The 26,971-nt window shown below is 56.3% G+C and carries 33 protein-coding genes and 1 riboswitch; of the genes, 7 read left to right on the top strand and 26 right to left on the bottom strand.

Features of this window, described 5'->3' with window-relative positions; genetic code table 11:
• Positions 1 to 12: 12 nt before the first annotated feature.
• The 3 genes from AC5EFR_RS08810 to ihfB all read right to left on the bottom strand — a co-directional run bounded on the left by AC5EFR_RS08810 (position 13) and on the right by ihfB (position 1,431).
• Positions 13 to 672, bottom strand: a complete 660-nt coding sequence (locus AC5EFR_RS08810; protein WP_493575479.1) for a phosphoribosylanthranilate isomerase — start codon at positions 670 to 672, stop codon at positions 13 to 15.
• A 114-nt stretch (positions 673 to 786) separates the two neighbouring features.
• Positions 787 to 1,146, bottom strand: a complete 360-nt coding sequence (locus AC5EFR_RS08805) for a lipopolysaccharide assembly protein LapA domain-containing protein (protein WP_493575478.1) — start codon at positions 1,144 to 1,146, stop codon at positions 787 to 789.
• A gap of 3 nt (positions 1,147 to 1,149) precedes the next feature.
• The gene (gene ihfB / locus AC5EFR_RS08800) at positions 1,150 to 1,431 is read right to left on the bottom strand and encodes an integration host factor subunit beta (protein ID WP_299922790.1); all 282 of its coding nucleotides are present in this window, start codon (positions 1,429 to 1,431) and stop codon (positions 1,150 to 1,152) included.
• Between the two features lie 429 nt (positions 1,432 to 1,860).
• Here ihfB and AC5EFR_RS08795 point away from each other — a divergent pair, with 429 nt between their 5' ends.
• Entirely contained in the window at positions 1,861 to 2,298 is a 438-nt protein-coding gene (locus AC5EFR_RS08795) for a GNAT family N-acetyltransferase (protein ID WP_493575477.1), read from the top strand.
• A 30-nt stretch (positions 2,299 to 2,328) separates the two neighbouring features.
• On the opposite strand, the gene AC5EFR_RS08790 is transcribed toward AC5EFR_RS08795, so the two are convergent.
• The 3 genes from AC5EFR_RS08790 to AC5EFR_RS08780 form a co-directional block, all read right to left on the bottom strand.
• A complete protein-coding gene (locus AC5EFR_RS08790) occupies positions 2,329 to 2,592 on the bottom strand; it encodes a hypothetical protein (RefSeq protein ID WP_493575476.1) in 264 nt (87 codons plus the stop codon).
• 147 nt (positions 2,593 to 2,739) lie between these two features.
• Positions 2,740 to 3,144, bottom strand: coding sequence for a nuclear transport factor 2 family protein (locus AC5EFR_RS08785; protein ID WP_493575475.1), 405 nt, complete (start codon positions 3,142 to 3,144; stop codon positions 2,740 to 2,742).
• 64 nt (positions 3,145 to 3,208) lie between these two features.
• On the bottom strand, positions 3,209 to 3,979 hold the full coding sequence (locus AC5EFR_RS08780; protein ID WP_493575474.1) for a nuclear transport factor 2 family protein: 771 nt from the start codon (positions 3,977 to 3,979) through the stop codon (positions 3,209 to 3,211).
• A 103-nt stretch (positions 3,980 to 4,082) separates the two neighbouring features.
• Here AC5EFR_RS08780 and AC5EFR_RS08775 point away from each other — a divergent pair, with 103 nt between their 5' ends.
• Positions 4,083 to 4,454, top strand: a complete 372-nt coding sequence (locus AC5EFR_RS08775) for a winged helix-turn-helix transcriptional regulator (RefSeq protein WP_493575473.1) — start codon at positions 4,083 to 4,085, stop codon at positions 4,452 to 4,454.
• A 111-nt stretch (positions 4,455 to 4,565) separates the two neighbouring features.
• Here AC5EFR_RS08775 and rpsA read toward each other — a convergent pair whose 3' ends face one another.
• The gene (gene rpsA / locus AC5EFR_RS08770; protein ID WP_493575472.1) at positions 4,566 to 6,245 is read right to left on the bottom strand and encodes a 30S ribosomal protein S1; all 1,680 of its coding nucleotides are present in this window, start codon (positions 6,243 to 6,245) and stop codon (positions 4,566 to 4,568) included.
• Between the two features lie 231 nt (positions 6,246 to 6,476).
• Positions 6,477 to 7,835: a KAP family P-loop NTPase fold protein gene (locus tag AC5EFR_RS08765; RefSeq protein ID WP_493575471.1), complete on the bottom strand. Its 1,359-nt coding sequence runs from the start codon at positions 7,833 to 7,835 to the stop codon at positions 6,477 to 6,479.
• Positions 7,836 to 8,001: 166 nt separating this feature from the next.
• On the opposite strand from AC5EFR_RS08765, the gene AC5EFR_RS08760 reads away from it, so the two are divergent.
• Positions 8,002 to 8,349, top strand: a complete 348-nt coding sequence (locus tag AC5EFR_RS08760; protein ID WP_493575470.1) for a hypothetical protein — start codon at positions 8,002 to 8,004, stop codon at positions 8,347 to 8,349.
• A 73-nt stretch (positions 8,350 to 8,422) separates the two neighbouring features.
• On the opposite strand, the gene AC5EFR_RS08755 is transcribed toward AC5EFR_RS08760, so the two are convergent.
• Positions 8,423 to 9,058 carry an NAD(P)H-dependent oxidoreductase gene (locus AC5EFR_RS08755; RefSeq protein WP_493575469.1) on the bottom strand — a complete coding sequence of 212 codons (636 nt, stop codon included), beginning with the start codon at positions 9,056 to 9,058 and terminating at the stop codon, positions 8,423 to 8,425.
• Between the two features lie 111 nt (positions 9,059 to 9,169).
• On the opposite strand from AC5EFR_RS08755, the gene AC5EFR_RS08750 reads away from it, so the two are divergent.
• Positions 9,170 to 9,550 carry a winged helix-turn-helix transcriptional regulator gene (locus AC5EFR_RS08750; RefSeq protein WP_493575468.1) on the top strand — a complete coding sequence of 127 codons (381 nt, stop codon included), beginning with the start codon at positions 9,170 to 9,172 and terminating at the stop codon, positions 9,548 to 9,550.
• Positions 9,551 to 9,574: 24 nt separating this feature from the next.
• Here the strand turns inward: AC5EFR_RS08750 and cmk are convergent, their stop codons facing one another.
• The 5 genes from cmk to AC5EFR_RS08725 form a co-directional block, all read right to left on the bottom strand.
• The gene (cmk, locus tag AC5EFR_RS08745) at positions 9,575 to 10,195 is read right to left on the bottom strand and encodes a (d)CMP kinase (RefSeq protein WP_493575467.1); all 621 of its coding nucleotides are present in this window, start codon (positions 10,193 to 10,195) and stop codon (positions 9,575 to 9,577) included.
• A 10-nt stretch (positions 10,196 to 10,205) separates the two neighbouring features.
• A complete protein-coding gene (locus AC5EFR_RS08740; protein WP_493575466.1) occupies positions 10,206 to 10,718 on the bottom strand; it encodes a hypothetical protein in 513 nt (170 codons plus the stop codon).
• Entirely contained in the window at positions 10,715 to 12,070 is a 1,356-nt protein-coding gene (aroA, locus tag AC5EFR_RS08735) for a 3-phosphoshikimate 1-carboxyvinyltransferase (RefSeq protein ID WP_493575465.1), read from the bottom strand. The genes AC5EFR_RS08740 and aroA overlap by 4 nt, the downstream gene beginning before the upstream one ends.
• A gap of 153 nt (positions 12,071 to 12,223) precedes the next feature.
• Entirely contained in the window at positions 12,224 to 12,937 is a 714-nt protein-coding gene (gene trmB / locus AC5EFR_RS08730; protein WP_493575464.1) for a tRNA (guanine(46)-N(7))-methyltransferase TrmB, read from the bottom strand.
• 60 nt (positions 12,938 to 12,997) lie between these two features.
• Positions 12,998 to 13,870, bottom strand: a complete 873-nt coding sequence (locus tag AC5EFR_RS08725) for a LysR family transcriptional regulator (protein ID WP_493575463.1) — start codon at positions 13,868 to 13,870, stop codon at positions 12,998 to 13,000.
• Positions 13,871 to 13,966: 96 nt separating this feature from the next.
• Between AC5EFR_RS08725 and AC5EFR_RS08720 the strand changes: the two genes are divergently transcribed.
• Positions 13,967 to 14,248 carry a DUF1330 domain-containing protein gene (locus tag AC5EFR_RS08720; RefSeq protein WP_493575462.1) on the top strand — a complete coding sequence of 94 codons (282 nt, stop codon included), beginning with the start codon at positions 13,967 to 13,969 and terminating at the stop codon, positions 14,246 to 14,248.
• 76 nt (positions 14,249 to 14,324) lie between these two features.
• On the opposite strand, the gene metK is transcribed toward AC5EFR_RS08720, so the two are convergent.
• From metK to miaB, 8 genes are all read right to left on the bottom strand, one after another.
• On the bottom strand, positions 14,325 to 15,503 hold the full coding sequence (gene metK / locus AC5EFR_RS08715; RefSeq protein ID WP_493575461.1) for a methionine adenosyltransferase: 1,179 nt from the start codon (positions 15,501 to 15,503) through the stop codon (positions 14,325 to 14,327).
• Positions 15,504 to 15,506: 3 nt separating this feature from the next.
• Positions 15,507 to 15,555: riboswitch (SAM-SAH riboswitch) on the bottom strand.
• 36 nt (positions 15,556 to 15,591) lie between these two features.
• Positions 15,592 to 17,118, bottom strand: a complete 1,527-nt coding sequence (lnt, locus tag AC5EFR_RS08710) for an apolipoprotein N-acyltransferase (protein WP_493575460.1) — start codon at positions 17,116 to 17,118, stop codon at positions 15,592 to 15,594.
• Positions 17,108 to 18,100, bottom strand: coding sequence for a hemolysin family protein (locus tag AC5EFR_RS08705; protein ID WP_493575459.1), 993 nt, complete (start codon positions 18,098 to 18,100; stop codon positions 17,108 to 17,110). The genes lnt and AC5EFR_RS08705 overlap by 11 nt, the downstream gene beginning before the upstream one ends.
• The gene (gene ybeY, locus AC5EFR_RS08700) at positions 18,078 to 18,584 is read right to left on the bottom strand and encodes an rRNA maturation RNase YbeY (protein WP_493575458.1); all 507 of its coding nucleotides are present in this window, start codon (positions 18,582 to 18,584) and stop codon (positions 18,078 to 18,080) included. The genes AC5EFR_RS08705 and ybeY overlap by 23 nt, the downstream gene beginning before the upstream one ends.
• Before the next feature lie 63 nt (positions 18,585 to 18,647).
• Entirely contained in the window at positions 18,648 to 19,619 is a 972-nt protein-coding gene (locus AC5EFR_RS08695; protein WP_299922757.1) for a PhoH family protein, read from the bottom strand.
• A 146-nt stretch (positions 19,620 to 19,765) separates the two neighbouring features.
• Positions 19,766 to 20,077: a hypothetical protein gene (locus AC5EFR_RS08690; RefSeq protein WP_493575457.1), complete on the bottom strand. Its 312-nt coding sequence runs from the start codon at positions 20,075 to 20,077 to the stop codon at positions 19,766 to 19,768.
• Between the two features lie 12 nt (positions 20,078 to 20,089).
• Positions 20,090 to 20,689: an OmpA family protein gene (locus AC5EFR_RS08685; protein ID WP_493575456.1), complete on the bottom strand. Its 600-nt coding sequence runs from the start codon at positions 20,687 to 20,689 to the stop codon at positions 20,090 to 20,092.
• A gap of 218 nt (positions 20,690 to 20,907) precedes the next feature.
• Positions 20,908 to 22,233, bottom strand: coding sequence for a tRNA (N6-isopentenyl adenosine(37)-C2)-methylthiotransferase MiaB (gene miaB / locus AC5EFR_RS08680; protein ID WP_493575455.1), 1,326 nt, complete (start codon positions 22,231 to 22,233; stop codon positions 20,908 to 20,910).
• Positions 22,234 to 22,399: 166 nt separating this feature from the next.
• Here miaB and AC5EFR_RS08675 point away from each other — a divergent pair, with 166 nt between their 5' ends.
• Positions 22,400 to 23,269 carry a hypothetical protein gene (locus AC5EFR_RS08675; protein WP_493575454.1) on the top strand — a complete coding sequence of 290 codons (870 nt, stop codon included), beginning with the start codon at positions 22,400 to 22,402 and terminating at the stop codon, positions 23,267 to 23,269.
• 63 nt (positions 23,270 to 23,332) lie between these two features.
• On the opposite strand, the gene AC5EFR_RS08670 is transcribed toward AC5EFR_RS08675, so the two are convergent.
• Together AC5EFR_RS08670 and AC5EFR_RS08665 are read right to left on the bottom strand one after the other, a co-directional pair.
• On the bottom strand, positions 23,333 to 23,656 hold the full coding sequence (locus AC5EFR_RS08670; RefSeq protein WP_493575453.1) for a hypothetical protein: 324 nt from the start codon (positions 23,654 to 23,656) through the stop codon (positions 23,333 to 23,335).
• Positions 23,657 to 23,670: 14 nt separating this feature from the next.
• Positions 23,671 to 24,459, bottom strand: a complete 789-nt coding sequence (locus AC5EFR_RS08665) for an enoyl-ACP reductase FabI (protein WP_493575452.1) — start codon at positions 24,457 to 24,459, stop codon at positions 23,671 to 23,673.
• A gap of 187 nt (positions 24,460 to 24,646) precedes the next feature.
• On the opposite strand from AC5EFR_RS08665, the gene AC5EFR_RS08660 reads away from it, so the two are divergent.
• Positions 24,647 to 24,988 carry a hypothetical protein gene (locus AC5EFR_RS08660; protein WP_493575451.1) on the top strand — a complete coding sequence of 114 codons (342 nt, stop codon included), beginning with the start codon at positions 24,647 to 24,649 and terminating at the stop codon, positions 24,986 to 24,988.
• A 217-nt stretch (positions 24,989 to 25,205) separates the two neighbouring features.
• Here the strand turns inward: AC5EFR_RS08660 and fabB are convergent, their stop codons facing one another.
• Positions 25,206 to 26,435 carry a beta-ketoacyl-ACP synthase I gene (fabB, locus tag AC5EFR_RS08655; RefSeq protein ID WP_493575450.1) on the bottom strand — a complete coding sequence of 410 codons (1,230 nt, stop codon included), beginning with the start codon at positions 26,433 to 26,435 and terminating at the stop codon, positions 25,206 to 25,208.
• Positions 26,436 to 26,565: 130 nt separating this feature from the next.
• Positions 26,566 to 26,940, bottom strand: coding sequence for a hypothetical protein (locus AC5EFR_RS08650; protein ID WP_493575449.1), 375 nt, complete (start codon positions 26,938 to 26,940; stop codon positions 26,566 to 26,568).
• Positions 26,941 to 26,971: the final 31 nt, after the last annotated feature.

Below are 26,971 nucleotides of genomic sequence, written 5' to 3'. Positions count from 1 at the left end.
CGGGGCTTTTTGCTAAAGCTTGGGGATTTCGCGGCTGGCTTTGGCGGCATTCACAAAGCGCGCAATCAAATCAGCATCTTTGCGACCCGGCGCGCTTTCGACACCGGATGAGACATCCACCTGTGTTGCGCCGGTCAATTCCACCGCGCGGGCCACGTTGTCCGGGGTTAGCCCACCGGCTAACATCCAAGGCCGAGACCAGCGACGCCCGGCAATCAGTTTCCAATCAAAAGCCAAGCCATTGCCACCGGGCAGATCGGCGCCCTTTGCCGCCTTGGCATCAACCAAGATTTGATCGCAAACCTGTTCGTAAACCGCGAGCTGGGGCAGATCATCGGCACTGGCAACGCCCACGGCCTTCATCACTGGCAACCCATAGCGCGCCCTGATCTCGGACACGCGTTCGGGCGTTTCCTTGCCATGCAGTTGCAAAATGTCGATGGCAACATTGCCGGTGATTTCATCAAGCAAAGCATTGTCGGCATTCACAACCAACGCCACTTTGGCCAAGCCAATGGGGCACTCAACCGCGAGATCGCGCGCCTGCGCCACGCTCACGTTGCGTGGTGATTTTGGGAAAAACACAAAACCGGCATAGGCGGCTTTGGCCTGAGCAACCGCCGCAACGTCATCCGATGTGCTCAACCCACAGATTTTGACGCGAACATCCATCCCGCGCACCCTCGCTTCTTCTTTGCACAAATATCCCAGGGGTGAGTTGCTTGAAAAGCAAGAGGGGGCAGCGCCCCCTCCCCCAGCCCATCTCGGGCAACAATTTGAGTAGGATCAGCTTGCTTGATCAAGCAGAGCCAGAACCTCATCCTTGTCTTTGTCACGCTCGGCCTGAGTTTTTTTCAACTCACGCTCAAGCTTGCGCACCTGCGCGCCCTTTTGGGCGGCTTCGGCGCGATGCTTGTGCTCATGGAACCATTCCAGGATTTCGCCCAGAACCACGCCCAAAACCAAACTGCCCAACACGATGACAAACAAAGGCAACTCGATCGAATGCGACAGCCATCCCATACCGGGAATGCCAGCAACACCCTCGGGCAAGCTGTTCAATGTCACCGTCCCCAAATTGGCCACAGAGACCGTGATCAAGACAAGGGCGAGGGCCGCATAGAAAGCGTAGCGAATGTAGCGCATCGGTTATTTTCCGTTCAGGCGGTCCCGCAGCAGCTTGCCGGTCTTGAAGAAGGGCACGTGCTTTTCCTCGACTTCAACCGATTCCCCTGTACGAGGATTGCGGCCGGTGCGCGCGTCCCGCTTCTTGACCGAAAACGCCCCGAAGCCCCGCAACTCGACCCGGTCGCCCCGAGCCATGGCATTGGTAATCTCTTCGAAGATCGTATTGACGATCCGTTCCACATCCCGCTGATACAGGTGTGGATTGTCATCTGCAATCTTCTGGATCAATTCTGACCTAATCATGGTCTCGTTTCCCCCCTGAGGTACGACTTTGCGTACTTTGATATGGCTCGACTATAAGACGGCTAATCCATTCCGAAAACTCTTCAATCGCGGAAAAAGTCATGTTTTGCAGCCATTTGACAAGAAATCTCGTCGCATGCTGTCAAAAACGGCACTGAAAGGGGGCTGATGGCGACTATGCAGGCGCAGCATTCCCTGCGGCGATTCGCCGTGACTTCACTGCGACCCGGGGCCCACCTCGCTTGAAATTGGCCAAGAATCCGTCTAGCTAACTGCCAAACACAGGAGGTTTGATGTCCTGATTGGGCCGGGTGCCAACACACCCATGAACCATTGCAAAACTTAGCTCTTCGGCACACCGCCGACTAAATTTTTGCACCCAATTCTAAAACGGCGGGCTTAGGCCCGGCCAAACGAGATATCAAAACCATGATAAGACCTTATCACCCCACATCAGACGATGATGCCATCGTCGACATCTACCTTGCCGCCAGCCGTCAGGCGCATAGCTTTTTGTCCGAGGAATTCTGGGCCAAAGAAGCGGCCAATGTGCGCGAAATCTATCTGCCGAATGCCGAAACTTATGTGGCCACGCATGACGGAATAGTCACCGGGTTCATCGCGCTATTGGGGACAGAAGTCGGCGGATTTTTCGTCAATCCAAAGCGCCAGAGCACGGGGCAAGGCCGGGCCTTGTTGGCCCATGCCCTAAGAAAGCATCCGGTTCTGGAACTCGATGTGTTCAAGGACAACCCAATCGGGCGGCGTTTTTATGCGCGTTTCGGATTTGAAGAGCTGGGCGAGCGGTTTGACGACTACACCCAACAGCAGGTTATTCGCCTGCGCTATGACAGCACCAACCTTTAAAGGTTCAGGGCCCTGCCACGTTGTGGGGCCCTATTTGCAGGTCGCCTCAAACACAGTGAGCCCTTGGGAATTGCGGCCTTTGACCTTGAAGCTCGCCAATGGTTTGCCGATTTGCCCACAGTTTTTGGCGGCTTCGGTCTGAACCTGTCCCGGTTCCCATTCGCTGCCAAAAACACCGATCATTGTGTGAACGCCGGACTCAACCTTGAATTTCATTTTCAACGTGTCCGCCCCGGCGGCAAAGACCGGCATGGCCAAAAAAGCCAAAACACATCCACCCATCAATCGTTTCATAACGCCCCCAAAAAATCGCACTGCTATAATGCGATCAGACTATGGGCGGCGGCTGGGCGAGTGCAACTCAATTTTAGAGGAGAAAGACATCTCTCGTGCCCGTTTAGCGAATATCATAGTCGCGCGCCAAACCCCGGCACCCAAGCGTTAGAACATACCATTTTCGTTGGCACTGTTGTCGGGAAGGACCTGTAGCACGTCCCAATGCTCAACGATCTTGCCGGTGTCATCGAGACGAAAGATGTCGATGCCCGCGTATTCAAGACCATCTGGCCAAATCTGATGGCAGTGCAACACAACGTATGGGCCTTCGGCAATGGCACGTTTCACCTCAACCCGTTTACCGGGGTACTCAGCCGCCATCCGTTCGAAATAGGCGACAAAGGCCGCTTTGCCATCACCAACATGCGGGTTGTGTTGGATGTACTCCGCCCCGGCATAGGTCGCGATGGCCTCGGCGGGCCGGCAATCGTTGAACATCATCTCGTAAAACGCGATGACGTTCGCTTTGTCTTTGTCTGATGTCCGATCACTTTCGGGTGCGCGCGACATGATGGGTGTCCTCTTGTTTGCAAGGGCGCACCCGACGCCGCGTAAGACGAAGGGTGCGACGAGATTAGAATTTGCCGTTCTCATGCGCCATATCGGCGGGGATCTCCGAAACGGTGTCCCAGTGCTCGACAATCTTGCCATCCGCAACGCGGAAGAGATCAAAGAAAGCCGTCGGGGTGTCGCCTATCGTACCCTCAGACGCAGCAAACACAAAATTGCCCTGACCGACAACAATATGAGTTTCAGAATAGGCCATCGCCTGACCAGCCTCGGCCATTGCGGTCAATGCCGCACCAAGCCCATCCAACCCATCTCCAACCAATGGATTGTGCTGGAGGTAAAGCTCGGGCGAGATGTAGGTGGTAATCCGCTCCGGTGCACCGCCGTGCAAAACGTCGGCAATAAACCCTTTGACCAGCGCCTTGTTCTCACCTGTGAGGTCCAGATCGACAACTTCGGTCGGCCCATCTGTCATTGAGCGGCCCGACGCGGTTTCGGTTGGCGGGACCTGAAGGTTGTCCCAATGTTCAACAACCCGGCCATCTTGGACCCGAAACACGTCAAACGCCACGAGGGTCTCTGCGCCAAAGGCCTGCGCATTGGCATAGGTATTGTGCAAGACAACCATGTCGCCTTCGCTCAGAACGCGGTGCGTTGTCAGGGCAATTCCGCTTTGCTCCAACCCCGGAATGAAGCCAAGAACGGGGGCCGCCCCGGTTGGCACCGCGGTGTTGTGTTGGATGTAGTCAGGGGCCAGTAACCCTTTGGCAGTATCGACGTCAAAGTCGGTGAAAATCGCGGCCACTGCGGCGAGGACGAGGTCTTGTGCGGTCATTTTGGTGCTCCATTCAACCGTTGTGAGGAAATGATTCCTTCGGTATGAAATGAAGTATCAAATCTGCACCTAGTATCAATTACGCACTATATAGGAACCAAGTATGCTTAAGGTAACCGCCGTATCCAAAGCCGAGGTCGATGGCTGTCCTGTTCGGCAAGTTCTGTCGAAGGTGACGGGGAAATGGCAGATGTTGATCGTGCTGGCGCTTGAGGATGGGACGTTGCGGTTTGGAGAGTTGAAACGAGCCGTTGGCGACATCACACAACGTGTTCTGACCGAAAACCTGCGAAGCCTTGAACGAGATGGCTATCTGACACGCGACGTGGACGCCGGACCACCCGTTGCCGTTCGATACACTTTGACTGATATCGGGCAAGAGCTCTTGCCGCTGCTCAAAGCGCTGACGGGTTGGGCGGCCAGCAGGCACAATGACGTCGCGCGATCACGGGCGGCCTTTGATCAACAAGAATAATGGGCGCTTTGCCGAAGAGGCATGCGCCTAGAGCGCCATTCACAAAACCGCCCAAAAGCAAAAGGCCCCGGATTTCTCCGAGGCCTTTCGAGTTTTCAAAGGGGTGAACGATTACTCGTCGCCGCTTTTCAGAGCCGCGCCCAGGATGTCGCCCAAGGACGCACCGGAGTCGGAGGAACCATACTGTTCCACGGCTTCTTTTTCTTCTGCGATTTCGCGGGCTTTGATCGACAGGCCAAGACGACGTGTCTTGGAATCGATGTTGGTTACGCGAACGTCGATTTTGTCACCAACATTGAAGCGCTCTGGGCGCTGCTCTGCACGGTCACGCGACAGATCGGAGCGGCGGATGAAGGATTTCATGCCTTCGTATTCCACTTCGACGCCACCATCTTCGATGGCTGTCACTTCGACGGTTACGATCGAGCCGCGCTTCACGCCGCCAACCGCATCTGCGAACTTGTCGCCACCCAGTGCCTTGATCGAAAGCGAGATACGCTCTTTTTCGATGTCGACTTCGGAGACAACGGCCTGAACCACGTCGTTCTTGTGGTAGGACTGGATCGCATCTTCGCCGCGCTCGTCCCAGGACAAGTCGGAGAGGTGAACCATGCCGTCGATGTCGCCTTCGAGGCCAATGAACAGACCGAATTCGGTGATGTTCTTGACTTCGCCTTCAACCTGAGTGCCCTCAGGATAGGTTTCAGCGAACTGCTCCCATGGGTTGCGCATGGTCTGCTTGAGACCAAGGGAAACGCGGCGCTTGGAGCCGTCGATTTCCAGAACCATGACGTCGACTTCTTGCGAAGTGGAAACGATCTTGCCGGGGTGAACGTTCTTTTTGGTCCAAGACATTTCGGACACGTGAACCAGACCTTCAACGCCGGGCTCAAGCTCAACAAATGCACCGTAATCGGTGATGTTGGTGACGCGGCCTTTGTGGACCGACGACAGTGGGTACTTGGCGCCAACCAGATCCCATGGATCTTCCTGCAGCTGTTTCATGCCGAGGGAGATACGGTGGGTCTCTTTGTTGATCTTGATAACCTGAACCTTGACGGTTTCGCCAATTGTCAGAATCTCGGATGGGTGGTTCACACGGCGCCATGCCATGTCGGTGACGTGGAGCAGGCCGTCAACACCGCCGAGGTCAACAAACGCACCGTATTCGGTGATGTTTTTGACAACGCCGTCGACGGAATCACCTTCTTGCAGCTTGCCGATAACTTCGGCGCGCTGTTCGGCACGGGATTCTTCGAGGATCGCACGACGCGATACAACGATGTTACCACGGCGACGGTCCATTTTCAGGATTTGGAACGGCTGCTTGAGACCCATCAATGGGCCAGCGTCACGCACGGGGCGCACGTCAACCTGCGAACCGGGCAAGAACGCAACTGCGCCACCCAGATCAACAGTGAAGCCACCTTTGACGCGGCCAAAGATTGCACCTTCGACGCGGGCGTCGTCGGCGTAAGCTTTTTCCAGGCGATCCCAGGCTTCTTCACGGCGCGCCATCTCGCGCGAGATAACGGCTTCGCCTTTGGCGTTCTCGGCGGAGCGGAGGTAAACCTCGACTTCGTCGCCAACATTTACGCTTGGGGCTTCGCCGGGTTCTGCGAATTCTTTAAGTTCAACGCGGCCTTCCATCTTGTAGCCTACGTCGATAATGGCTTGGCCCGCTTCAATTGCGATAACCTTACCTTTGACAACCGAACCTTCTTCCGGTGTGTCCATTTCGAGGCTCTCGTTCAAGAGGGCTTCGAATTCTTCCATTGTTGCATCAGCCATGTGGCGTCAAATCCTTTACATTGGTTTATTCGGGCCGCGCGGTTGTCTCCACGGGTCTTAGTTTCGTTGTTTCTGGGGCCGTCATATGTAGAATGCAGATGCGGTGAAAAACACAAACAAGAAGGGCCGGAGGCAATCCCCAGGCCCTGCTCACCACGAACTGCGACTCTTGATGGCCGTCAGATAGCGGCGTCCTTACAATGAAATATGGCTATGGGCAAGCCCGACGGGTCATTTCGCCTCGATTTGATGGACAGCATCGAGCATGGCTTGGTGGCGGGGGATGTAGTTGGGGGCGAGGTAGATACCAATCTTGGCCCACCATTCAAAATTGCTTTCCTCGGGAAGGAAATACCGGTCGTCAGTTAGGTCCTTCAACTCCATGCAATTTTTTCGAACAAACCCAAGAATCTTTTCTTTTTTCATTTTTCCCCAAAAATCTTCCCCTGCAACTTCCGCCAGATCTGGCTTTAAACCGGCCCTAGGAAGGAACGATGTAGAAAACTCTACCTTAGGATTTTCTTCAAAGACTTTTCGAAACGCCAACCAAACCAACAGCGCGCAATCTATCGGTTGGTCTTTATAACAGCGCAAGGCCATCTCGACCCGTAAGAGCACCCGCTTTAACTGCCGCATCGACAACCCGCTTTTGGGAGCTAGCTCCCCCGCCAAACGGGCGGCCCGTTCCACCGAAAACTCCTCATGCTCACCAAACGGAATGGCCAGCGGAAGGTTGAGAGCCAATCGTTCAACCGCCGCCGACAATACCGCATCGGTCATTGGCAGCGCCAGTCGCATGTCGACGAACTTCTCCAGGTATCGCTCGCCGTCTTCCATCTTACCAAAACGATGCTCGGCAATACGTTCGAGGTAATCCGCGTTGACCATCAAGACAAAAACATACCCCGGTTGATCAAAGACCAGTTTCATCGCCTCAAGCAGCGCCAAAGCATAGTCTGGGTGACAACGGTCAAGCTCATCAATCAAGATGATGACACGGCCGCCGTCGTCTTTGCCGGTCAACGCCTTCCGCAAAATCTCCAACTGTTTCGGAATGGTTTCACGGGCTTTTTCAGTTGCCAACTGTTTGGCAATGACTGCACCAGCGGATTTGGTCAGAGCGTCGCCGCCGTCCTTGATGGCGTCTTCCAAGGCCTCCCAACCCTCAACTTCGGCCAGCAAGGTCTCCTGTGCCTCTCCAATTAGCTCTTCTGCGCCTTCACGCAAAAGAAACCGTGTGCCGGCCCGCAGCCCCATACGCCCATATTTGGATACAGCGACCAACGCTTGCTGTGCCTTCGTGGTTTCGTGTTTAGAGAGTTTGGCGGCCATCGCCCCCATAAAGGTCACAACCGGGTCACCGGAGTGATCCGAACGTTGCGCATCAAGCTCGATGACCACTTCGCCTCTGGCCGTTAACTCCTGTGCCCATGCTTGACGGAAAAAGGTCTTGCCGCGGCCAAATCCGGCCTCGATCGAGATAACCCTCCCCTCGTCAAAGGAGGTCACCAAATTTGTGAATGTCTTGCCAAAAGACCGGTAGTCTAAAAGGTCATCCAGCCATGGATCAACCGCCGCTTCATCTTTCATCACTCGTTCATACGCCCTTGTAACACCTACGAAAGCAACCAAAGAACCAGCCAAGGGTCAAGAGTGGTCGGTCAAACCGTTGTGGCCCTTGCAATTTCTTAGATAGGCCGAAAGGGTGTCGGGATTAAAACACCTATTGGAGAAAGTTATGAAAACGACAAGCTTAATGATTGTAGCAGCAACCCTAGTGCTGAGCGCGTGCCAAAGCACCACGGACGCATCTATGGAAAAGGCCCCCACATCCGTCATCGCGCCCTTGATCGGCAAAACGTTGACGGCGGAAGGCGGCGCGACTTTTGTCTACAACGCAGATGGAACGGTCAACGGAAGCATGCGCGACAAGCCGGTTTCCGGGGTCTACACCGTACATGCGACCGACGCTTGCACGGTCTTTTCAGCGCCAGAGCAACTTAAGGGCAAAGAATTCTGCAGCACACCCGAGATCAAGGGCGACACAGTCGTCTTTCACCGCCGCGACGGTAGCACTTCGGCCGAATATAAAATCAGCGGCTAAAACGGAACTTGTTTAGGAAAAGGTCAGACCAATGGATTTTGGTCTGACCTAGGGTATCAGCAACAAAAGCGATTTACGCAATTTCCGTGATGAAACCTTTGCTTGGCTTGCGCACTTTCTTCATATTAACCAACCAATCCCCGTCTTCCTGACGATAGCCCAGTGGCAAGAGCGTGGTGGAGCGCAGCCCCTTTTCACGCAGGCCCAGAATGTCGTCGACCTTGTCTGGGTCAAACCCTTCCATCGGGGTGCTGTCGATCTCAAGCTCGGCCGCAGCCGCAAGGGCAAAACCAAGCGCGATATAGGCCTGACGGGCAGCATGATTGTGGTTCACGTCGGCATCGCGCGGCAGGTAAGTGCTTTTCAGCTTATCATAATACCCGGCGAGCATCTCGCTCTTGCCGCGCTCGTCTTCCATCTGGTTGAACACCGCGTCGATCCGGTCCGCGGTGTAATTATCCCAGGCCGCAAAAACCAAAAGATGCGAGCCTTCGGTCACCTGTGCCTGATCCCAAGCGACCTTCTGAATCTCGGCGCGGATTTCAGGGTTGGTGACGACGAAAACTTCGAAGGGCTGTGTCCCCGACGAGGTCGGTGCGAGGCGAATGGCCTCTAGGATTTGGTCGAGCTTATCTTGGGGAACCGTTTTGCTCGGGTCCATTTTTTTGGTGGCATAGCGCCAGTTCAGTTTGTCCAGTAGCGACGTCATCGTCTATTCATCCTTGGGGTGGTATCAATTTGTAACTGGCTATATAAACAGAACCGAACCCGGAACAAGAAGGCACAAATTTGTGCCCCGGTCACAAAAAGGGAACCACCCATGGCCGACGCTGCAAAATGCCCCGATTGCCAACGTATCAACGATGTCTTGTCCCGCGTGGGGGATCGTTGGAGCGTGTTGATCGTGATTTCATTGGCGCAATACAGGGTTTTACGGTTCAACGAATTGAAACGTCATCTTGGGATTTCACAGCGAATGCTCAGCCTGACTTTGCGTGAGTTGGAACGCGACGGGTTGGTGAGCCGCACCCAATATCCGACCATCCCACCCAAGGTTGAATATGCGCTAACCCCGCTTGGGGACTCCTTCCGCGAACCGGTCAAGGCGATGGGCTATTGGGCGATTGACAACCTAAAGAGCATAGACGCCGCCCGCGCCAAATTTGACGCGGAGGTCGAAGACCGGGCCAAGAGCGCCTAAGCCCCCCAAGCCCAGCGGCCCAAACTACGAGGGTTGGCCGCGTTTCTCGTCGATTGCAGTGATCGCGGTTTGCACAGCTTGATCAATGCTCAGGTCCGAGGTGTCGATCAACACCGCATCCTGAGCCGGTTTCAACGGCGCATCGGCGCGGTTCATATCCCGGTCATCCCGCTCTTTGACGTCGGCCAAAACGGTGGCGAAGTCATCCGCCAACCCCTTGTCTTGCAGCTCGGCAAAGCGACGCTTAGCGCGGGTTTCGGCAGAGGCGGTGACGAAAAGTTTTGCTTCGGCATTGGGGCAAATCACCGTGCCAATATCACGACCATCCAAAACAGCCCCCCCGGCCCGACGGGCAAAAGCGCGCTGAAAATCGACCAAAGCGGCCCGCACTTCGGGGATCGCCGCCACCTTTGACGCCGCTTGCGCGACCTCGGGCGTGCGCAGCAAATCACCCTGTTCTAAATCCGCCGCCTCAAGCGCAAGTGCCGCGTCTATTGCCGGAACTCCGGCCAACAATTTGGCCCCTACGGCGCGGTACAAAAGGCCCGTGTCGAGATGGGCAAAGCCAAAATGCGCCGCAACGGCCTTGGAAATTGTGCCCTTGCCCGCCGCCGCCGGTCCGTCGATTGCAATTGTAAACGCCATAAACTGCCTCTTATGCGCTTTGTTTTCGACGCGCGACTAGCCACAAAACCGCCAAAAGCACCAGTGAAATCAAAAGCAAAACCCATTTCGTAATGGTGAATTCAGACGCAAGCGACACCATGTCGGCGCTCACCCCGTCGGACCCGGCATGCAAAAGCCCGGCAACAAGGGCATTTTCACCCAAATCCATGATCGCATAACCCGCCGCTGGCAGCACCAGTATCATGCGCGACCAAGGGTGCATCCACGCCGCGCAGCGCATCGTCAGATGACCAAGCAACATGGCAAAAACCACCGGGAACACGGAATCGAGCGCCCGTATTTCAACCAAATAGGTGGCACGGCCAACACTGTCGAGCGCATCAAGATAGGCGCGCGCATCAAGCAGGGTATAGCCGAAAACCCGTTCGTCAAAGGTTGCCAAACCGTCGGCATGGGGTTTCAAAACCGTCGCCACCAACCAAATCATCACCCCGAACACCGATGCCGACAGGGCAGCAAGGATCGGAGCGGCGCGCATCATGACGCGGCTCCTGAACGCTCGATCGTAGCGCCCAAATCGCCCATCAGGCTTTCAAAGACTGGAAAAGAGGTGGCGATTGGCCCCCCATCATCAACCGACATCGGTTTTTGCGTGGCAAAGCCCAAGATCAAAAACGACATGGCGATGCGGTGATCAAGCTGGCTTGCCGCGGTGGCGCCACCCGGCACATTGCCGTGACCAAGGCCATGAACCGTCCACCAATCTTCGCCCTCATCCACACGCAAACCGGCGGCGCGCAGCCCGATGGCCATGGCGTCGATCCGGTCGCTTTCCTTGACGCGGAGCTCTTTGACGCCGGGCATGTGGGTCTTGCCGCTCGCAAATGCCGCAACCACAGAGAGGATCGGATATTCGTCGATCATGCTTGCGGCGCGCTCGGCGGGCACTTCGATCCCCTTGAGATCAGGAGAGAAGCGCGCGCGTAGATCGGCAACCGGTTCGCCGCCCTCTTCGCGCATGTTTTCAAAGGTCAGGTCTGCGCCCATATCCTGAAGGGTAAAGAACAACCCAGCGCGGGTTGGGTTCAGGCCGATATTGGGCACCAAGACATCGGAGCCTTCGGTGATGATCGCCGCACAGACCGGGAAGGCCGCCGAGCTGGGATCACGCGGAACAATGATGGTTTGCGGTTTGAACTCGGGCTGCCCCTGAAGGGTGATCACCCGCCCCTCATTGGTTTGCTCGGTGCTGATCGTGGCGCCAAATCCGGCCAACATCCGTTCGGAATGATCGCGGGTGGCTTCTTTTTCGATCACAACGGTTTCACCGGGTGCATTCAAGCCAGCCAATAACACGGCTGATTTCACCTGCGCCGAAGGCACCGGCGTCTCGTAACGGACCGGCATCGGTTGGGCCGCGCCCACAATTGTCATCGGCAAACGCCCCCCCGCGCGGCCATAGGATTTGGTCCCAAACAGCGCCAGCGGATCGGTTACACGGGCCATTGGGCGGCCATTCAGGCTCGCATCGCCAGTAAAGGTCGCGGTGATCGGTGAGGTCGCCATCGCCCCCATGATCAGACGCACGCCAGTGCCGGAGTTGCCACAATCAATCACGTTCTCCGGCTCGGCAAAACCGCCGACCCCAACGCCGTTGATATACCATGTGCCATCGCGCTTTTCGATGTCGGCCCCAAAGGCCTGCATCGCCTTGGCGGTGTCCAAAACGTCCTGACCTTCGAGCAATCCAGTGACCTTGGTTTCGCCAACGGTCATCGCACCCAAGATCAGCGACCGGTGCGAAATCGATTTGTCACCCGGCACATGCGCCTCACCCGTCAAAGGGCCAGAGGCGCGAGAGGTCATCGGGATCGGGTCACCGTGGCTGGACATAGGTAATATTCTTTCCTGTTAGCGGTCGCGGGAGTGATAAAACATGCCCCGCGCACTGTCCATGCGTCACGAAACACGCCTTTGGTTTCTTCTGTCCCAAAATATCCCGGAGAGTCTCAGCCTCGCTGAGACGGGGCAACGCCCCCTGCCCGCTTAAATCTTGCGAAAGGTCATATAATGGGGCACGCGGCCTTCGCGGAGCGCTTTTTGCTCATAGCGGGTCGAAATCCAATCCCCCCACGAGTCGCGCCAATCGCTTGGCCCTTCGGCCAACCATTCAAAGCCTGCCTTGGGCACTTCGATCATGGTTTGGCGCACATAGTCGGGAATGTCGGTGGCGACACGAAACTCTGCCCCCGGTTTGAGCGCCCGCGCCAAAGGGTCGAGATACTCTGGCGTCACCGCACGGCGACGATGGTGGCGTTTTTTCGGCCATGGATCGGGATAGAGCAAAAACGCCTTGTCGAGCGATTGCGCAGGCAGCACGTCAAACAGGTTGCGGACATCGCCGGGATGCACCTTGAGGTTCGTCGCCCCAGATTGACGGATTTTGCCAAGCAACATGGCAACCCCGTTGATATAAGGCTCACATCCGATGATGCCGACATCGGGGTTGTTCACTGCCTGATGCACCATGTGTTCGCCACCCCCAAAGCCGATTTCCAGCCAGACCGGCTTGCCGTCAAACATCGCCTTTGTGTCAAGCGGCGTACGTTCGGGGTTGTCGTCCCAGTCGATCGCACCGGGCGACAAGGCCGCGAGATCTTCGTCAAGGTAGGCCTCTTGTGACTGTTTCAGGGTCTTGCCCTTGATACGTCCATAGAAGTTGCGCCACGGCGCGCCGGGATGTTTGTTTGATGTGGTCATGGCGGCGCTTTTATCAGAGCGGGCGCGCATGGCAATCTTTCAGAGCCCCGTGTAGGCGCGTTATCCGACAAATTCCGCCCGTTTGGACCGCATGAACGGCACAAGCATCTCGCGAAAGGCCGTGACCCGTGCCGAGGGCCAGACGTCAGGGTGCCCAACAACCCAGATATCGGCATAGGGCTGGGGCGGCAGGATCGGCAGCTGCACAAGCCCCGGCAAAGCCCGCCCCAAAAACACCGGCATGCGCACCACGCCAAGCCCGGCTTGCGCGGCCCCGGCCATGGCGACCATATCGTCAAAGCGAAAACAAATCCGCGATCCCGGCGCGGCCTCTAACACCATTTCAGGAAGCGATTTGTGGGCGGCGTAAACAATCCAATCCATGGGGCCTTGCGGATTGGTGCGGTAGCGGTCTGCCCACTCCTGCGTTGCAAAGCTTGCGGTTTCCTGCTCCGCGAGGCGCAGGCCCGTTAGGCTATCCCCCGGACTGCGGCTCACACGGATGGCCAAATCGGCCTCGCGCCGGGTGAGATCAAGCACATCATTGGTGGCGCGAATTTGCAGGTCGACCGCCGGGTGCGCCGTTTGAAATTGTTTAAGAACGGGCGCAAAGACATAGGCGATCATGAGTTGCGGCGCGGTGACGGTTAGCTTGCCCTGCAAACGCGTGTCACCGCCGGTCAACCCGCGCATCATATCATGTTCGGCGGCTTGCATTTGTTCGGCATGTTTGGCCACCAAAAGCCCCGCTTCGGTTGGCTGATACCCGTCTGGTTGGCGGATAAACAGACCTTGCTGCAACTGCGTTTCAATCCGTGTCACACGCCGCGCAACGGTGGTGTAGCTGATCCCCAAGACCTTGGCAGCCTCGGCCAATGAGCGGCGCTGGACCAGCACCATAACAGTTTTCAAATCATCCCAATGTGCATCCATACGTGCCTTTTTGCATGACTGGCGTGCAAAAGCACTCGTTTTCGCACGCTGCGGCGGGGCCTACATCAGACCCACCTCAGGAAACAGGAACTCACAATGATCTATGCGTTTGTACAACTCACCATCACCGATCAAGACAGCTTTGACGCCTATGCCGCACAAGCCGGTGCCGCGTTGGCGAAATATGGAGCCAAGCCCGAAGCGATGAGCGCGACACCAACCCGGCTTGAGGGCGATACTCCAGCACCGGGACGCGCCGTTTTGCTATCGTTCCCCGATCGCGAGGCCGCGATGGGTTGGATCAACGATCCGGAATTAGAGGCGATCCATAGTTTGCGACGTGCATCCGGCCCCTGTGAAATCACGTTGATCGGATGAAAAAGGGCGCAGGTCGTGAAACCTGCGCCCAAATTCCGTGCACGGAATTTGCAAATCTTTTGCAAAAGATTTGGGGTCACACTGCCTTGCGCAGTGCGTCCACCAAATCGGTCCGCTCCCAGCTAAAGCCGCCATCGGCTTCTGGAGCGCGCCCAAAGTGGCCATAGGCTGCGGTCCGCTGATAAATTGGCTTGTTCAGCTCAAGATGGGTACGGATGCCGCGCGGAGTCAGGTCAATCACCTTTGGGATTGCCGCTTCGATATCGCGAGCCTCGACGTCACCGGTGCCGTGGGTGTCGACATAGATCGACAGCGGCTTGGCCACACCAATCGCATAGGACAATTGCACGGTACAGCGATCCGCCATCCCCGCCGCAACAACGTTTTTGGCCAAATATCGCGCCACATAGGCGGCCGAGCGGTCAACCTTGGTCGGATCTTTGCCAGAAAACGCGCCGCCACCATGCGGGGCCGCGCCGCCGTAGGTGTCGACAATAATCTTGCGCCCGGTCAGACCCGCGTCGCCATCTGGACCACCGATCACAAACTTGCCGGTCGGGTTTACGTGCCATTCGGTGGCATCGGTCAGCCAACCATCAGGCAGCGTTTCGCGAATATAGGGTTCGACAATGGCGCGAATATCGCTGGAGCTCAGTGTCTCATCCAAGTGCTGGGTCGAGAGAACAAGCGAGCTGATGCCAACGGGTTTGCCATTGTCATAGTTCACTGACAGCTGCGATTTCGCATCTGGACCAAGCGCAGGCTCTGTCCCGTTTTTGCGCACCTCGGCCAAACGGCGCAGGATCGCGTGGCTATATTGGATCGGCGCGGGCATGAGGGCGTCGGTTTCGTTGGTTGCGTAACCAAACATGATCCCCTGATCTCCGGCACCTTCGTCGCCTTGCTCACCCGTTACGCCCTGCGCGATATGCGCAGATTGTTCGTGCAAGAGATTGGTGATTTCGACAGTTTCATGGTGAAACTTGTCCTGCTCATAGCCGATATCTTTGATACAAGCGCGGGCAATCGCATCAATCTTGCCCATATAGTCGTGGAGTTTTTCCTGATCGGTCAACCCGACTTCGCCGCCGATGACCACACGATTGGTTGTGGCAAAGGTTTCACACGCAACGCGTGCCAGCGGATCTTCGGCAATAAGAGCATCAAGAACAGCGTCTGAAATGCGGTCACAAACCTTGTCAGGGTGGCCTTCGGATACGGATTCCGAAGTGAAAGTGTAGTTCTGTCGGGACATGAGTGCTCCATTGGTTAAACGCCGTCACGCCAGGAAGCCGTTGTGACAGGTTGAGATAAGACCCGCCTAGGGGGGGCCACGACAAAGGTCAATCGGTTTTGCGCAACCTCGGCCTGAATAGGCCAATACACAAGACGATTAATAAGATAAGTGTCGGTAAATCCCCGAAGCGTGAATAAACCGTTACCCGTAAGGGCGCTGGCAAAGGCGCATCAACTTTGCCCGCAACACCCAAATCAAGGTCTGCAACGATGCGCCCCGCCCCATCAATTACCGCCGAAACGCCGGTATTGGCGGCGCGCAGCATCGGCAGCCCCTGTTCGATGGCACGAATGCGGGCTTGGGCGAGGTGTTGATAGGGGCCGGACCATTTGCCAAACCACGCATCATTTGTGATCTGCAAAAGGAAATCCGGGCGCGACGGGCTGCGGTAGACATCTTGGGGAAACACCGCTTCGTAGCAGATCAGCGGCAGCGCCAGACCAAGTTTGCCCATTTCAAGCAATGTCGGCCCCGGACCCGGTGTATAGCCGCCATCCGCGCGCGCCGCGAGACCGGCAATATTCCAGCGTTTGAACACCGCCGCCGCGGGCATGTATTCACCAAACGGCACCAAATGGTGCTTGTCATAAACTTGGGCCAGCTGACCCTCGCCATTCAAAAGCGCCAGAGAATTGAAATAGGTTCCTTCCCCACCGCGTTGTAGGCCAACGACAACCTGTGCGCCTGCGGCGGCATCAGCAACCATGCCAAGCGCGTCATCGGCGCGTTCCAACATCACCGGCAGTGCCGTTTCCGGCCAAACGATCAGCGCTGGCTTTTGTCCGCCCTCAATCACCGGGGTCTCGGTCAAATTAAGCTGACGTTCAAAAAACACCGGGATCATGCGGGGATCCCATTTTTCATGCTGCTCGGCATTTGGTTGTATTAGACGAACATAGGGCCGGTCGCTTAGGTCTTGGATAGGCGGGGTAAGCCCCCATCCGCCAAGGAACAGCAAAAGCGCCGTCACACCAGCCCCCGCCGCCAAAGCGACCCGATTGGAGTTCGAACGGATCGCCGCAACCGAGAGCGCTGCAAATGACAAAAGCCCCACTGTGAGCCCGTGTGGTCCAACCACCGACACCCATTGCATAGCTGGCGTCGGCATGAGGATGTAACTTAACAAGGCCCATGGAAACCCAGTGAAGACATAGGCGCGGGCCAGTTCCGCCGCGCTCCAGGTCAGAACCAAAGCAATGGCGGGGGCACGGGCGTTATGGGCGGCGACCCAAAAGGCCAATGCCCAGAAAAGCGCAAGCCCCCCCGACATGCCCAATAGGGCAAAGGGTGCCATCCAGCCAGTGGCCGCCGCATCGACCATGAAGGGTTCGACGATCCAGCCAAGCGCAACACCGAAATAGCCAAGGCCGACACCCCAGCCCGTGCCGACCGCATAAAGACCAACCGGCGCGGCGCGATACAACCAGAACGCAAAGCACAGCCCGGCCATCCCAAGATACCAAAGGTCATAAGGCGCAAGCCCCAATGCCATAAGCGCACCCGCCGCAATGGCCAGCGGCAAGCGTATCCAACGGATCAGCGGCGGGGTGGCCACCTGCGTATTAGTCGGCATGCGCATTCCCGGCTTTGGGGGCCGGAGCAGAAAGCTTGGGAGCGGTGACAGAAGCGCGCGCGACACCGGGCAAGCGAACGCGCAGACGTTTGATCCGGCGCGGGTCGGCATCAACCACTTCGAAATCTAGCCCCGCTGGGTGCGGAACGATTTCGCCCCGTGTCGGCACATGGCCCGCCAGCATAAAGACCAACCCGCCCAGCGTGTCGATCTCTTCGGCATCAATATCGTCGTGATCGGTGAGCTGCATGCTCAGCTCGGCCTCAAACTCCTCAAGCGGAGTTTTCGACAGGGCAAGGTAGCAACCGGGCCGTTCTTTGGTCCAATATTGTCCCTCATCGGTGTCGTGTTCATCCTCAATCTCACCGATGACCTGTTCGATCAGGTCTTCAATCGTGACGAGACCGTCAACACCGCCGTATTCATCAATGACCAAGGCCATATGCCGCCGTTCCGTCTGCATCTTGGTGAGCAGAACGCCAATCGGCATCGACGGGGGCACAAAGAGCAGCGGGCGCAGCATTTTCTTGAGGTCAAAACTGCCGCCTGCGCCATTGAACCCTTGGCTTAGGGCAAAATCCTTGAGGTGGGCCATACCAATCGGGGTGTCGAGCGTCCCGTCATAGACGGGCAAACGGGTCAAACCCGATTCGCGAAATACGCTCACCAATTCTTCTTTGGTGATGGTGTTTTGCACCGCAACAATGTCGGCTTTGGGTATCGCAACGTCTTCGACCCGCATCCGGGACAGGTTGCCCAAACCAAGCGTCGGAGGTTGGTACACGGTTCGCAAGGGTTTGTCAGGCTGTGGGTCTTCCACATTCTTCGCACCGCCCAACCGGCCAAAAAGCTTGTGGAAAAAGCCACCTTCGCTCTGTTTCTTATTCAATTGTGTCATCTCACGCGCGCTTTGCGCTGCGTTAGACGAGCCGTCTGTTTCGCCCATCAATCCATACCAATCATAGGCCGGTTGGCCCTGCATCCTCTCTATATGGGTCGGGCAGACCGAGTTTGCCAAGTATTTCAACCTCTAACTGTTCCATAAGCGTGGCATCTTCGTCACGGATATGGTCATACCCCAACAAATGTAACACGCCATGAACAAGCAGGTGAGTGACGTGATCAGCCATGGGTTTGCCCTGTTCCTGCGCTTCGCGCTGACAGGTTTCAAAGGCAATGGCAATATCACCGAGCTCTTCGGCCTCGGGCGCGAGCGGAGACCCGCCGGGCGTTTCGGCGGACAGGTCCTCATGCGGCCAAGAGAGAACGTTCGTGGCACGCGGCTTGTCGCGAAAATCAGTGTTTAGGTCCTTGATACGGCTGTCATCACATCCCATGACCACCACTTCGTGGCTATCAGGATCGAGTGAAAGCCGGGCAAACACCCCCTGTTCGGCCCGTTCGGCCAGCGCAAAGAGATCGACCTCTTGCCAACGCGGGTCTTCCAAAACCGTATCAGTTGTCATGCGGATAGATGCGAGGGCAAGCCCCCGCCCCCCCGGAATTTGTCAGGCAAAATGAAATGCCCATCAGGATTTGGCGTCTTCTTCATAGGCTTCGATAATCGCGGCCACGAGTGGGTGGCGCACAACATCTTTGGCGGTGAAATAGTTGAACGAAATCTCGGGGATACGATCAAGGAGACGCTCTGCATCTGCAAGGCCCGAGGGCATTCCGCGCGGCAGATCAATCTGGGTGCGGTCGCCGGTGATGACCATCCGCGACCCTTCGCCCAGACGGGTCAGGAACATTTTCATCTGCATCGAGGTGGCGTTTTGCGCCTCATCCAACACCACAAAGGCGTTGGACAATGTCCGACCGCGCATAAAGGCCAAGGGCGCGATTTCGATGGTTTTCTCTTCCATCATTTTCGCCAGTTGCTTGCCCGGCACAAAGTCGTTCAGTGCGTCATAAAGCGGCTGCATGTAAGGATCGACCTTGTCCTTCATGTCGCCGGGAAGATAGCCAAGCTTTTCGCCCGCTTCGACCGCCGGTCGCGATAGGATGATTTTATCAACGGCCCCGGTGATCAACATGTTCACCCCAACCGCAACCGCGAGATAGGTTTTGCCGGTCCCCGCCGGGCCAATGCCAAAAGCCAACTCTTTTTCGAACAGCGATTTCACATAGGTCTTTTGCGCGTCTGTGCGCGGCTCGATAAGCTTTTTGCGAGTCTTGATTTCGACCTTTTCACCGATGGACATTTCCATCTGGCTATCGGGGCCTGGCTCTTCACTCATCCGAAATTCACGGTCGATATCGCTATGGCTCACTTCGCGCCCCTGTTCGAGCCGATCATAAAGAGAGCGCAGCACCTCAGTTGCCTCAGCCTGAGCTTCGGGCACACCATGAATGGCAAGCTGATTGCCGCGACGCAGGATTTGCACCCCGGTACGCGCCTCGATGTCAGTCAGGTTGCGGTCATATTCCCCACAAAGTTCGATCAACAAACGGTTGTCGGGAAATTCAAGGACAGCTTCGGTCAATGGGCCAGTGGTCACGCATGTCTCCTGCGCCAAAATACATAGATATGGTGCCAAGCCGCGCGCCGATGCGCAAGTGTCGTAGTTCATTCTTCTGGGGATAGAATCAAAAACGGCCACGCAATACGCTGCGCGGCCGTTTTGTAGGATGAAGCATCCAAATTTTAGCGCGGGTCACCAATGATAGATGTCGACCCCTGCTTGAAGTTGCCGGTCGCAATCGTTGGAGGCGCGGTACCCGAGCAAACAGGCTTGCCATATTTGTCGAGACGCGCCGACAGGTAACCCTCGACGCCATCGTCGATGATCCAGTGATCACAGCCGTTTGGATCAACCCAGATACCCGCATGCATGGTGCTCAGGTCATCTTTGTCAAACAGGCCACGGTCGAGGCTTTTGTCCGGTCCGATCGGGGTACAGCCCGCCAAAAAGGCAGCGGCAACACCGGTCACAAGGGCCAATTTCGTCAGTTTCATAGTGTGACCCCCTTAGCGGATACAGATGATTTCAACGCGGCGGTTTTTAGCCATGCCGGTCGACGTTGCATTGGAGGCAACGGGTTGACGCTCACCAAAGCCACGCACGTCCGAGATATTGGCCCCGGTAGACCGCGCAACCTGTGCAACCGCCATCGCGCGGTTGTACGACAACTTCATGTTGTAGCTGTCCGAGGCGCGGCTGTCGGTGTGACCGGCAATGATATAGGCGGTCGCAGAAGCGTTGTTGAAGAACTGTGCCAGACGCTGCTTGCCCGACGACGAGATACGATGGCTATCTGTCGCAAAGAATTGGTCCGAGTTCATCACACCACAGACGTTGCCGCGGTTACAGACTGGAATGCCTTTGCGGTCGGTGCGCGGTGACATGTACCCTTCGACACCGTCATCCATAACCCAGTGCTGGCAGCCATCCGGGTCAATCCAGATACCTGGAATATATTGCTCACCCTGAATGGTGCGCGTGTTTTGCGTCGAAATGAAAGGTGATTTTTGCCCCGCTACATCGGCAAATGCCGGCGCGGCGGCCGAAATGCCAGCGAGAGCAGCCAGCGCGATTGCGCCGACGGCTTTGGTCATACGATTAGCCACAGCCACTGTCCCTTGGTTTGTGTTTCCCCCACTGCGCGCGCACGATTTGGCAGCGGCACACGCAAACTTACTATAATCAACACATTAGCAAACAATTCACGCGTGTGAAGCGAAAAGGCCGACTCATTGGCGCGGAATCGGAAACAATTCCCGAATTCCTAATGCTTTCTTGTGGATAACCTTGTTCGCCATTACGAAACAATGGCTTGTTAAGGGGTTTAGCGCGGGAGTACGTCGCCATTTAGCGAGTTTCGACCCGACGAAACGATTCGCACCGGGATCATGTCACCGGGGGCGATTCCCTCGGCTTGTCCTTCTGCTTGGACGTGAACGGCGTGCAGATACTCGGATTTTCCGACCATCTGCCCCGGCTCGCGACCGGCTTTTTCGATCAAAACCGAAACATCGCGGCCAATCATTGCGTCTTGAAGGGCGCGCTGTTGTTGAGACAACAGGGCCTGAAGACGCTGCAGGCGGTCATTCTTTTCATCCTCGGGGACCTGAGCGCGTTCAGCGGCCGGGGTGCCGGGGCGTTCGGAGTATTTGAACGAAAAGGCCGAGCCATATTCAACGGCTTTGATCAGGTCGAGCGTGTCTTGGAAATCTGCTTCGGTTTCTTCGGGGAATCCGACAATAAAGTCACCGGACAGATGCAGATCGGGGCGCACGGAACGCAGTCTTTCGATCAGCTTCAGGTATTCCTCGGCTGTGTGCGCGCGGTTCATCCGTTTGAGGATTTTGTCGCTCCCCGCCTGAACCGGCAGGTGAAGATAGGGCATTAACTTGTCACAATCACCATGAGCGGCAATGAGATCATCGTCCATGTCATTGGGATGCGAGGTGGTGAAACGAATACGTTGCAAGCCGTCAATCTTGGCCAATTCGCGGATCAACCCGCCAAGCCCATTGTCGTGGCCATGATAGGCGTTGACGTTTTGGCCCAGCAAGGTCAGCTCGCGCACGCCGCGGTCCACCAGATCACGCGCCTCATCCATGATGCGGGTCGCGGGGCGGCTGACTTCGGCCCCACGAGTGTAGGGCACGACGCAGAAGGCGCAGAATTTGTCACAGCCCTCTTGCACCGTCAAAAACGCCGTCGGGCCACGCTTGGCTTTGGGGCGTGACTTCAGTGCAGTGAATTTGTCATCCTCGGGAAAATCCGTATCCAAGGCCTTTTGACCAGAGCGGGCTTTGGCCTCAAGCTCGGGCAGACGATGGTAGCTTTGCGGACCAACCACCAAATCGACCATTGGCTGACGGCGCATGATCTCTTGGCCTTCGGCCTGTGCCACACAACCGGCAACCCCGATTTTGAGATCGGGTTTTTCGGCCTTGAGGCCTTTGTAGCGGCCAAGCTCGGAATAGACCTTTTCTGCCGCCTTTTCGCGGATGTGACAGGTATTGAGGAGAATCATGTCCGCGTCGTCGGGTGTGTCCGTTTGAACATAGCCCTCGCCGCCCATGGCCTCGGCCATGCGTTCGCTGTCATAGACGTTCATCTGACAACCATAGGTCTTGATGAAAAGCTTCTTGGGCTCGGTCATGTCATGTCCTGTCGCGTTTTTGGCGGGCGGGCGGCCATTTTCGTCAAAAAATTCGCACCCCGATCAGAGGCCGCAGATAACGCAAAAAGACCCTGTCTTGCAATGCACGAGATTTTCACCGATTCTGGGAGAAATTTCCGGGGCAATCCCGGCAAAGAGGCAGATCATGTATTACGACGGGCTCAACGATTATCTCAAACGCGGCGGCGCGGCGCTGGCCAAGGGGCCAATCGCCTTGGTTTTTGCCGAAGATGACGCGGAGCTGGGTACAACCCTGCGCCATCACCTGCATTCTGGGTTCGCGTCGGTGACGGTCTTTATGTCATCCCTGTTCACCTTACCCCCCGATCTGGAAAACAAAGTGCACCGGGTCGAATACGATATGACGGTGGACAACGCCCTGCCCGACGCGATGAACGCCGTGATCGAAGCCGCCCCCAACGTCTGGATGTACTACTGCTACAACGCCGAATACCTGTTCTATCCGTTTTGCGAGACGCGGACGGTTGGCGAGTTGTTGAGCTATCATACCGAAGAGCGGCGCGATTCAATGCTGGCCTATGTGGTCGATCTCTATGCCGGTGATCTCACCAAATGCCCCAATGCCGTGTCACTGGACGATGCGCATTTGGATCGGTCGGGCTATTATGCTCTGGCCCGATCTGACCCGGCCAACAACAACTACCCCAAGGAACGACAGCTCGATTTCTTTGGTGGCTTGCGGTGGCGCTACGAAGAGCACGTGCCGCTGGAACGGCGCAAAATCGACCGCGTGGCTTTGTTCAAATCCAAACCGGGTTTGAAAATGCGCGACGATCACACCTTTGATGACGAAGAATACAACACCTATGCCTGTCCATGGCACAACAACCTGACGGCAGCGATTGTGTCGTTTCGCACCGCTAAGGCGTTGAAACGCAATCCCGGATCAACCTTCGATATCCGTAGTTTCCGCTGGTACAACTCAACGCCGTTTGAATGGCATTCCCGTCAGTTGCTGGATTTAGGTCTGATCGAGCCTGGGCAATGGTTTTGACATTGCCCTAACCGCGCGGCAAGCGCTGCAAATTCCGTGCACGGAATTTGGGATGCGGTGCCCCTACTCCTGTTCTGCGTATGAACAGATATCGAGATGCCCATCCGTTGCCCGGGTCATCGCGTCATTGACAAACACCGCATGTACATATTTGGGCGCTTCGGCAGAGCCGTAGTTGTAGCTGACACAGGCTTCATCCCAATTGTTGGGATTACGTTCGAACCCGGCATCGGGGCCAAGGGCCACGGCTGCCTCTGCCGGGGACACCCCTTTGGCCAATTTGCGCGCCACACCGTCGCTTGACGGCGTACTGGCGTCTGGGGCTGCGCCTTGCATACATCCCGCCACGCCTAGCACGGCAACACTCGACAAAACAAAACGCAGCATAACAGCCCCCTGGATTACAGATTCTCTTGTTGCGGCATACCTAGCACATGGAAACCGCCATCGACCCGAACAATTTCGCCAGTGGTGCAAGCACCCGCATCGGAAATCAGCCAAACCGCCGTGCCGCCCACCGCGTCAAGCGTCGCGTTTGAGCGCAAAGGCGCATTTTGATCGGTGTGTTTATAGGTCTTGCGCGCCCCACCAATCGCAGCCCCGGCAAGGGTTTTCATCGGCCCCGGTGACAGCGCATTGACGCGGATCCCTTCGGGACCAAGATCATTGGCAAGATAGCGCGTGGTCGATTCCAGTGCCGCCTTGGCAACGCCCATGACGTTGTAATTTGGCGTCACGCGGGTGGAGCCCATATAGGTGAGCGTCAACAGGGTGCCCCCGTTCTCTTTCATCAATGGGTGGGCGCGGCGCGCCACTTCGATGAAAGAATAGGCCGAGATATCGAGCGAGTTTTTGAAATTCTCGCGCGAAGTGTTCAAAATCCGCCCTGTCAGCTCATTCTTGTCGGAATAGGCGATGGCGTGAACAACAAAATCAATGCTGTCCCAACGCGCGCCAAGCTGTTCAAACGCGGTGTCGAGCGAAGCGTCGTCGGTGACGTCGACATCAACCATAAAGTCGCTTCCGACGCTGGCCGCCAGTGGCTCTAGCCGTTTGCCAAAGGCCTCACCTTGATAGGTGAAGGCCAGCTCAGCCCCTGCTTCGGCGCAGGCTTTGGCGATTCCCCACGCAATGGAACGTTCATTGGCAACGCCCATCACAAGGCCGCGTTTTCCCTTGAGTGACAACATTCATAGCCCCTTTTTCTATGAAACAGCACTTCGCCCATTGCACGGCTTTCGTCAAGTCAGCCTTTTCCTAGCCACCTACCGTCTGCTATTCCGCACCTTTTCTACGACGCTTTTCATTTCCATAAGTCGCGGGGAGAAAGAGGAGCCTGTATGACTTTTAAAAGTATTTTTTTCCGCCCTGATAACTTTGTCCCTTCAGGGCTGTACCGCAGCTCTCTATCTTTTCAACGATGGCACAGCAGATCCGATTTCCGGTCACCAGGTTGGCATCAGCAATCCGGAAAAAATCGTGGATATCGGTGAAATCCGCGTTCGAATGTCACCCGTGCGTAGTGTTCGAAAACATCCTATTCCCAAAACCTACGCGTTTCTCTTTTCTTGGACGCCAGAGGCGTACAATCGCCAGAACAAAGAAAAAGGACGGCCTGAGCCAACCGATCCGAGTTCAAACCATATGTCACGCCAGAAGGACGCATCAAACGTTGCAACGACACATGGGGGCGTAAATACGGATGCACGATTGACATGAAACTGAGTAAGGCAGTTCAAATGCAGTTGGTGCAGGAGGTGCTTGAGATGCACAAACCGAATTGTACAATTGATCAAATAGATCCCGCAGAGGTCCTGACCCTGCGTCCCAGCAATATCAAATCCGGACCACTCCGCGTTGTTGCCAGTTTGAGCTGTTCCTGAGAGGGCCAGAGTCAATCTGACCACCTACATGAAGGTGGTCAGACAAAACCTGATCAGTCTTTATACTTCGACATCACCATGGAGCCATTGGTGCCGCCAAAGCCAAAGCTGTTGGTCATCACCGAATCCAAGCCTGCGTTTTCAACCAACGTGGTGGCGATTTCTTCGGGCTTGAGCGCTGGATCAAGGTTTTCGACATTGATCGACGGGATGATGAAGTCATGTTCCAAGGCCAACAGGCAATAAATCGCCTCTTGGGCACCTGTCGCCCCTTGGCTGTGGCCGGTCATTGATTTGGTCGAAGAGACCGGTGGTGTCGAGCCTTCGCCAAACACGCGGCGCACGGCTTCGATTTCACCAACATCACCCACCGGGGTCGAGGTACCATGCGCGTTGATATAGCTGACTTTGCGGCCTTCGGGCACGGTGGATAGCGCCACGCGCATTGCCCGTTCGCCGCCTTCACCCGATGGGGCAACCATGTCAGCGCCGTCGGAGGTGGCGCCATAGCCAGTCACTTCGGCATAAATCTTGGCACCACGCGCCTTGGCGTGTTCCAGATCTTCGAGCACGACGATACCGCCGCCGCCGCCAATCACAAAGCCATCGCGATCCGCGTCAAAGGCGCGGCTCGCACGCTCTGGTGTGTCGTTGTATTTCGAGGACATCGCGCCCATCGCGTCAAACAGGCAGGACAGGGTCCAGTCAAGCTCTTCGCCGCCACCGGCAAACATCACGTCCTGCTTGCCCATCATGATCTGCTCGGCGGCGTTGCCGATACAATGCAGCGATGTCGAACAGGCCGAGGTGATGGAATAGTTGATGCCCTTGATTTGAAAGGCGGTCGACAGGTTGGCGGAAACCGTCGAGCACATGGCTTTGGGCACCGCAAAAGGGCCGATCCGCTTGGTCGCGCCGGTTTTCAACACGGTCTGATGTGCGGCCAACATGGCGCTGGTGGACGGGCCACCCGAGCCAGCCACAAGACCGGTGCGCGGGTTCACAACGTCGCTTTCCTCAAGACCGGAATCCGCGATCGCCTGTTGCATCGCGATATAAGCATAGGCCGCACCGGGCCCCATGAAACGCAATGTGCGTTTGTCGATATGATCGGCTGGGTTAAGGTTAATATCGCCCGCGATCTGGCTGCGGAACCCATGTTCTTTCATCGCCTCATTGGCGGTGATACCGGATTTCCCGGATTTGAGAGATGCCAAAACTTCTTCGGCATTGTTCCCGATGCTGGAGACAATCCCCAGACCTGTAACGACGACACGGCGCATGCGGCCTCCCTAACTTTGCTTGCCTCTTAGTAGGGCATTGCTTGGGGAAGGTGCAAGGTGGTGCGGTGATCACATCCACCTTGCAGGACACGAAAGACGGCGTCCCACGTCTCAGGGTGCTGGGTTCAAGTTATTGAATCCGCCAGAGAAGCGCCTCGGCAACTTGCATGCCGTTCATTTGGAACCAATCGACCTTGATGCGGCTGGCGTCGTGCTGGGTCACGACAAACTTAAGGCCAACGTAGCAGCGGTCCGCCCCGACAGTGACATGTTCCCACCCCCGGATCAGATGGTTTGTGACCTGTTCAAAGCTCCAATCCGCCTTGCAACCGTCATCTGGCGTGTAAACCTTGGCCGAATTTGATCGAAACTCGATGTAGATCGGCCATTCAAGCCCGGACGGCAAGTATCCCTTACCCTCCCAATGACCACGTTTGTCTGACAAGAAATCCGCATGGGCCACTTGGCCGATAATCAGAAAAAACACTAATAAAAGCTGTCGCATAATGAGTCCTCCTGCCCCGATTATCGCACAA

The sequence above is a fragment of the Pelagimonas sp. genome (genome assembly GCF_058892305.1).
This window is presented reverse-complemented; position numbering and strand designations above follow the sequence as displayed.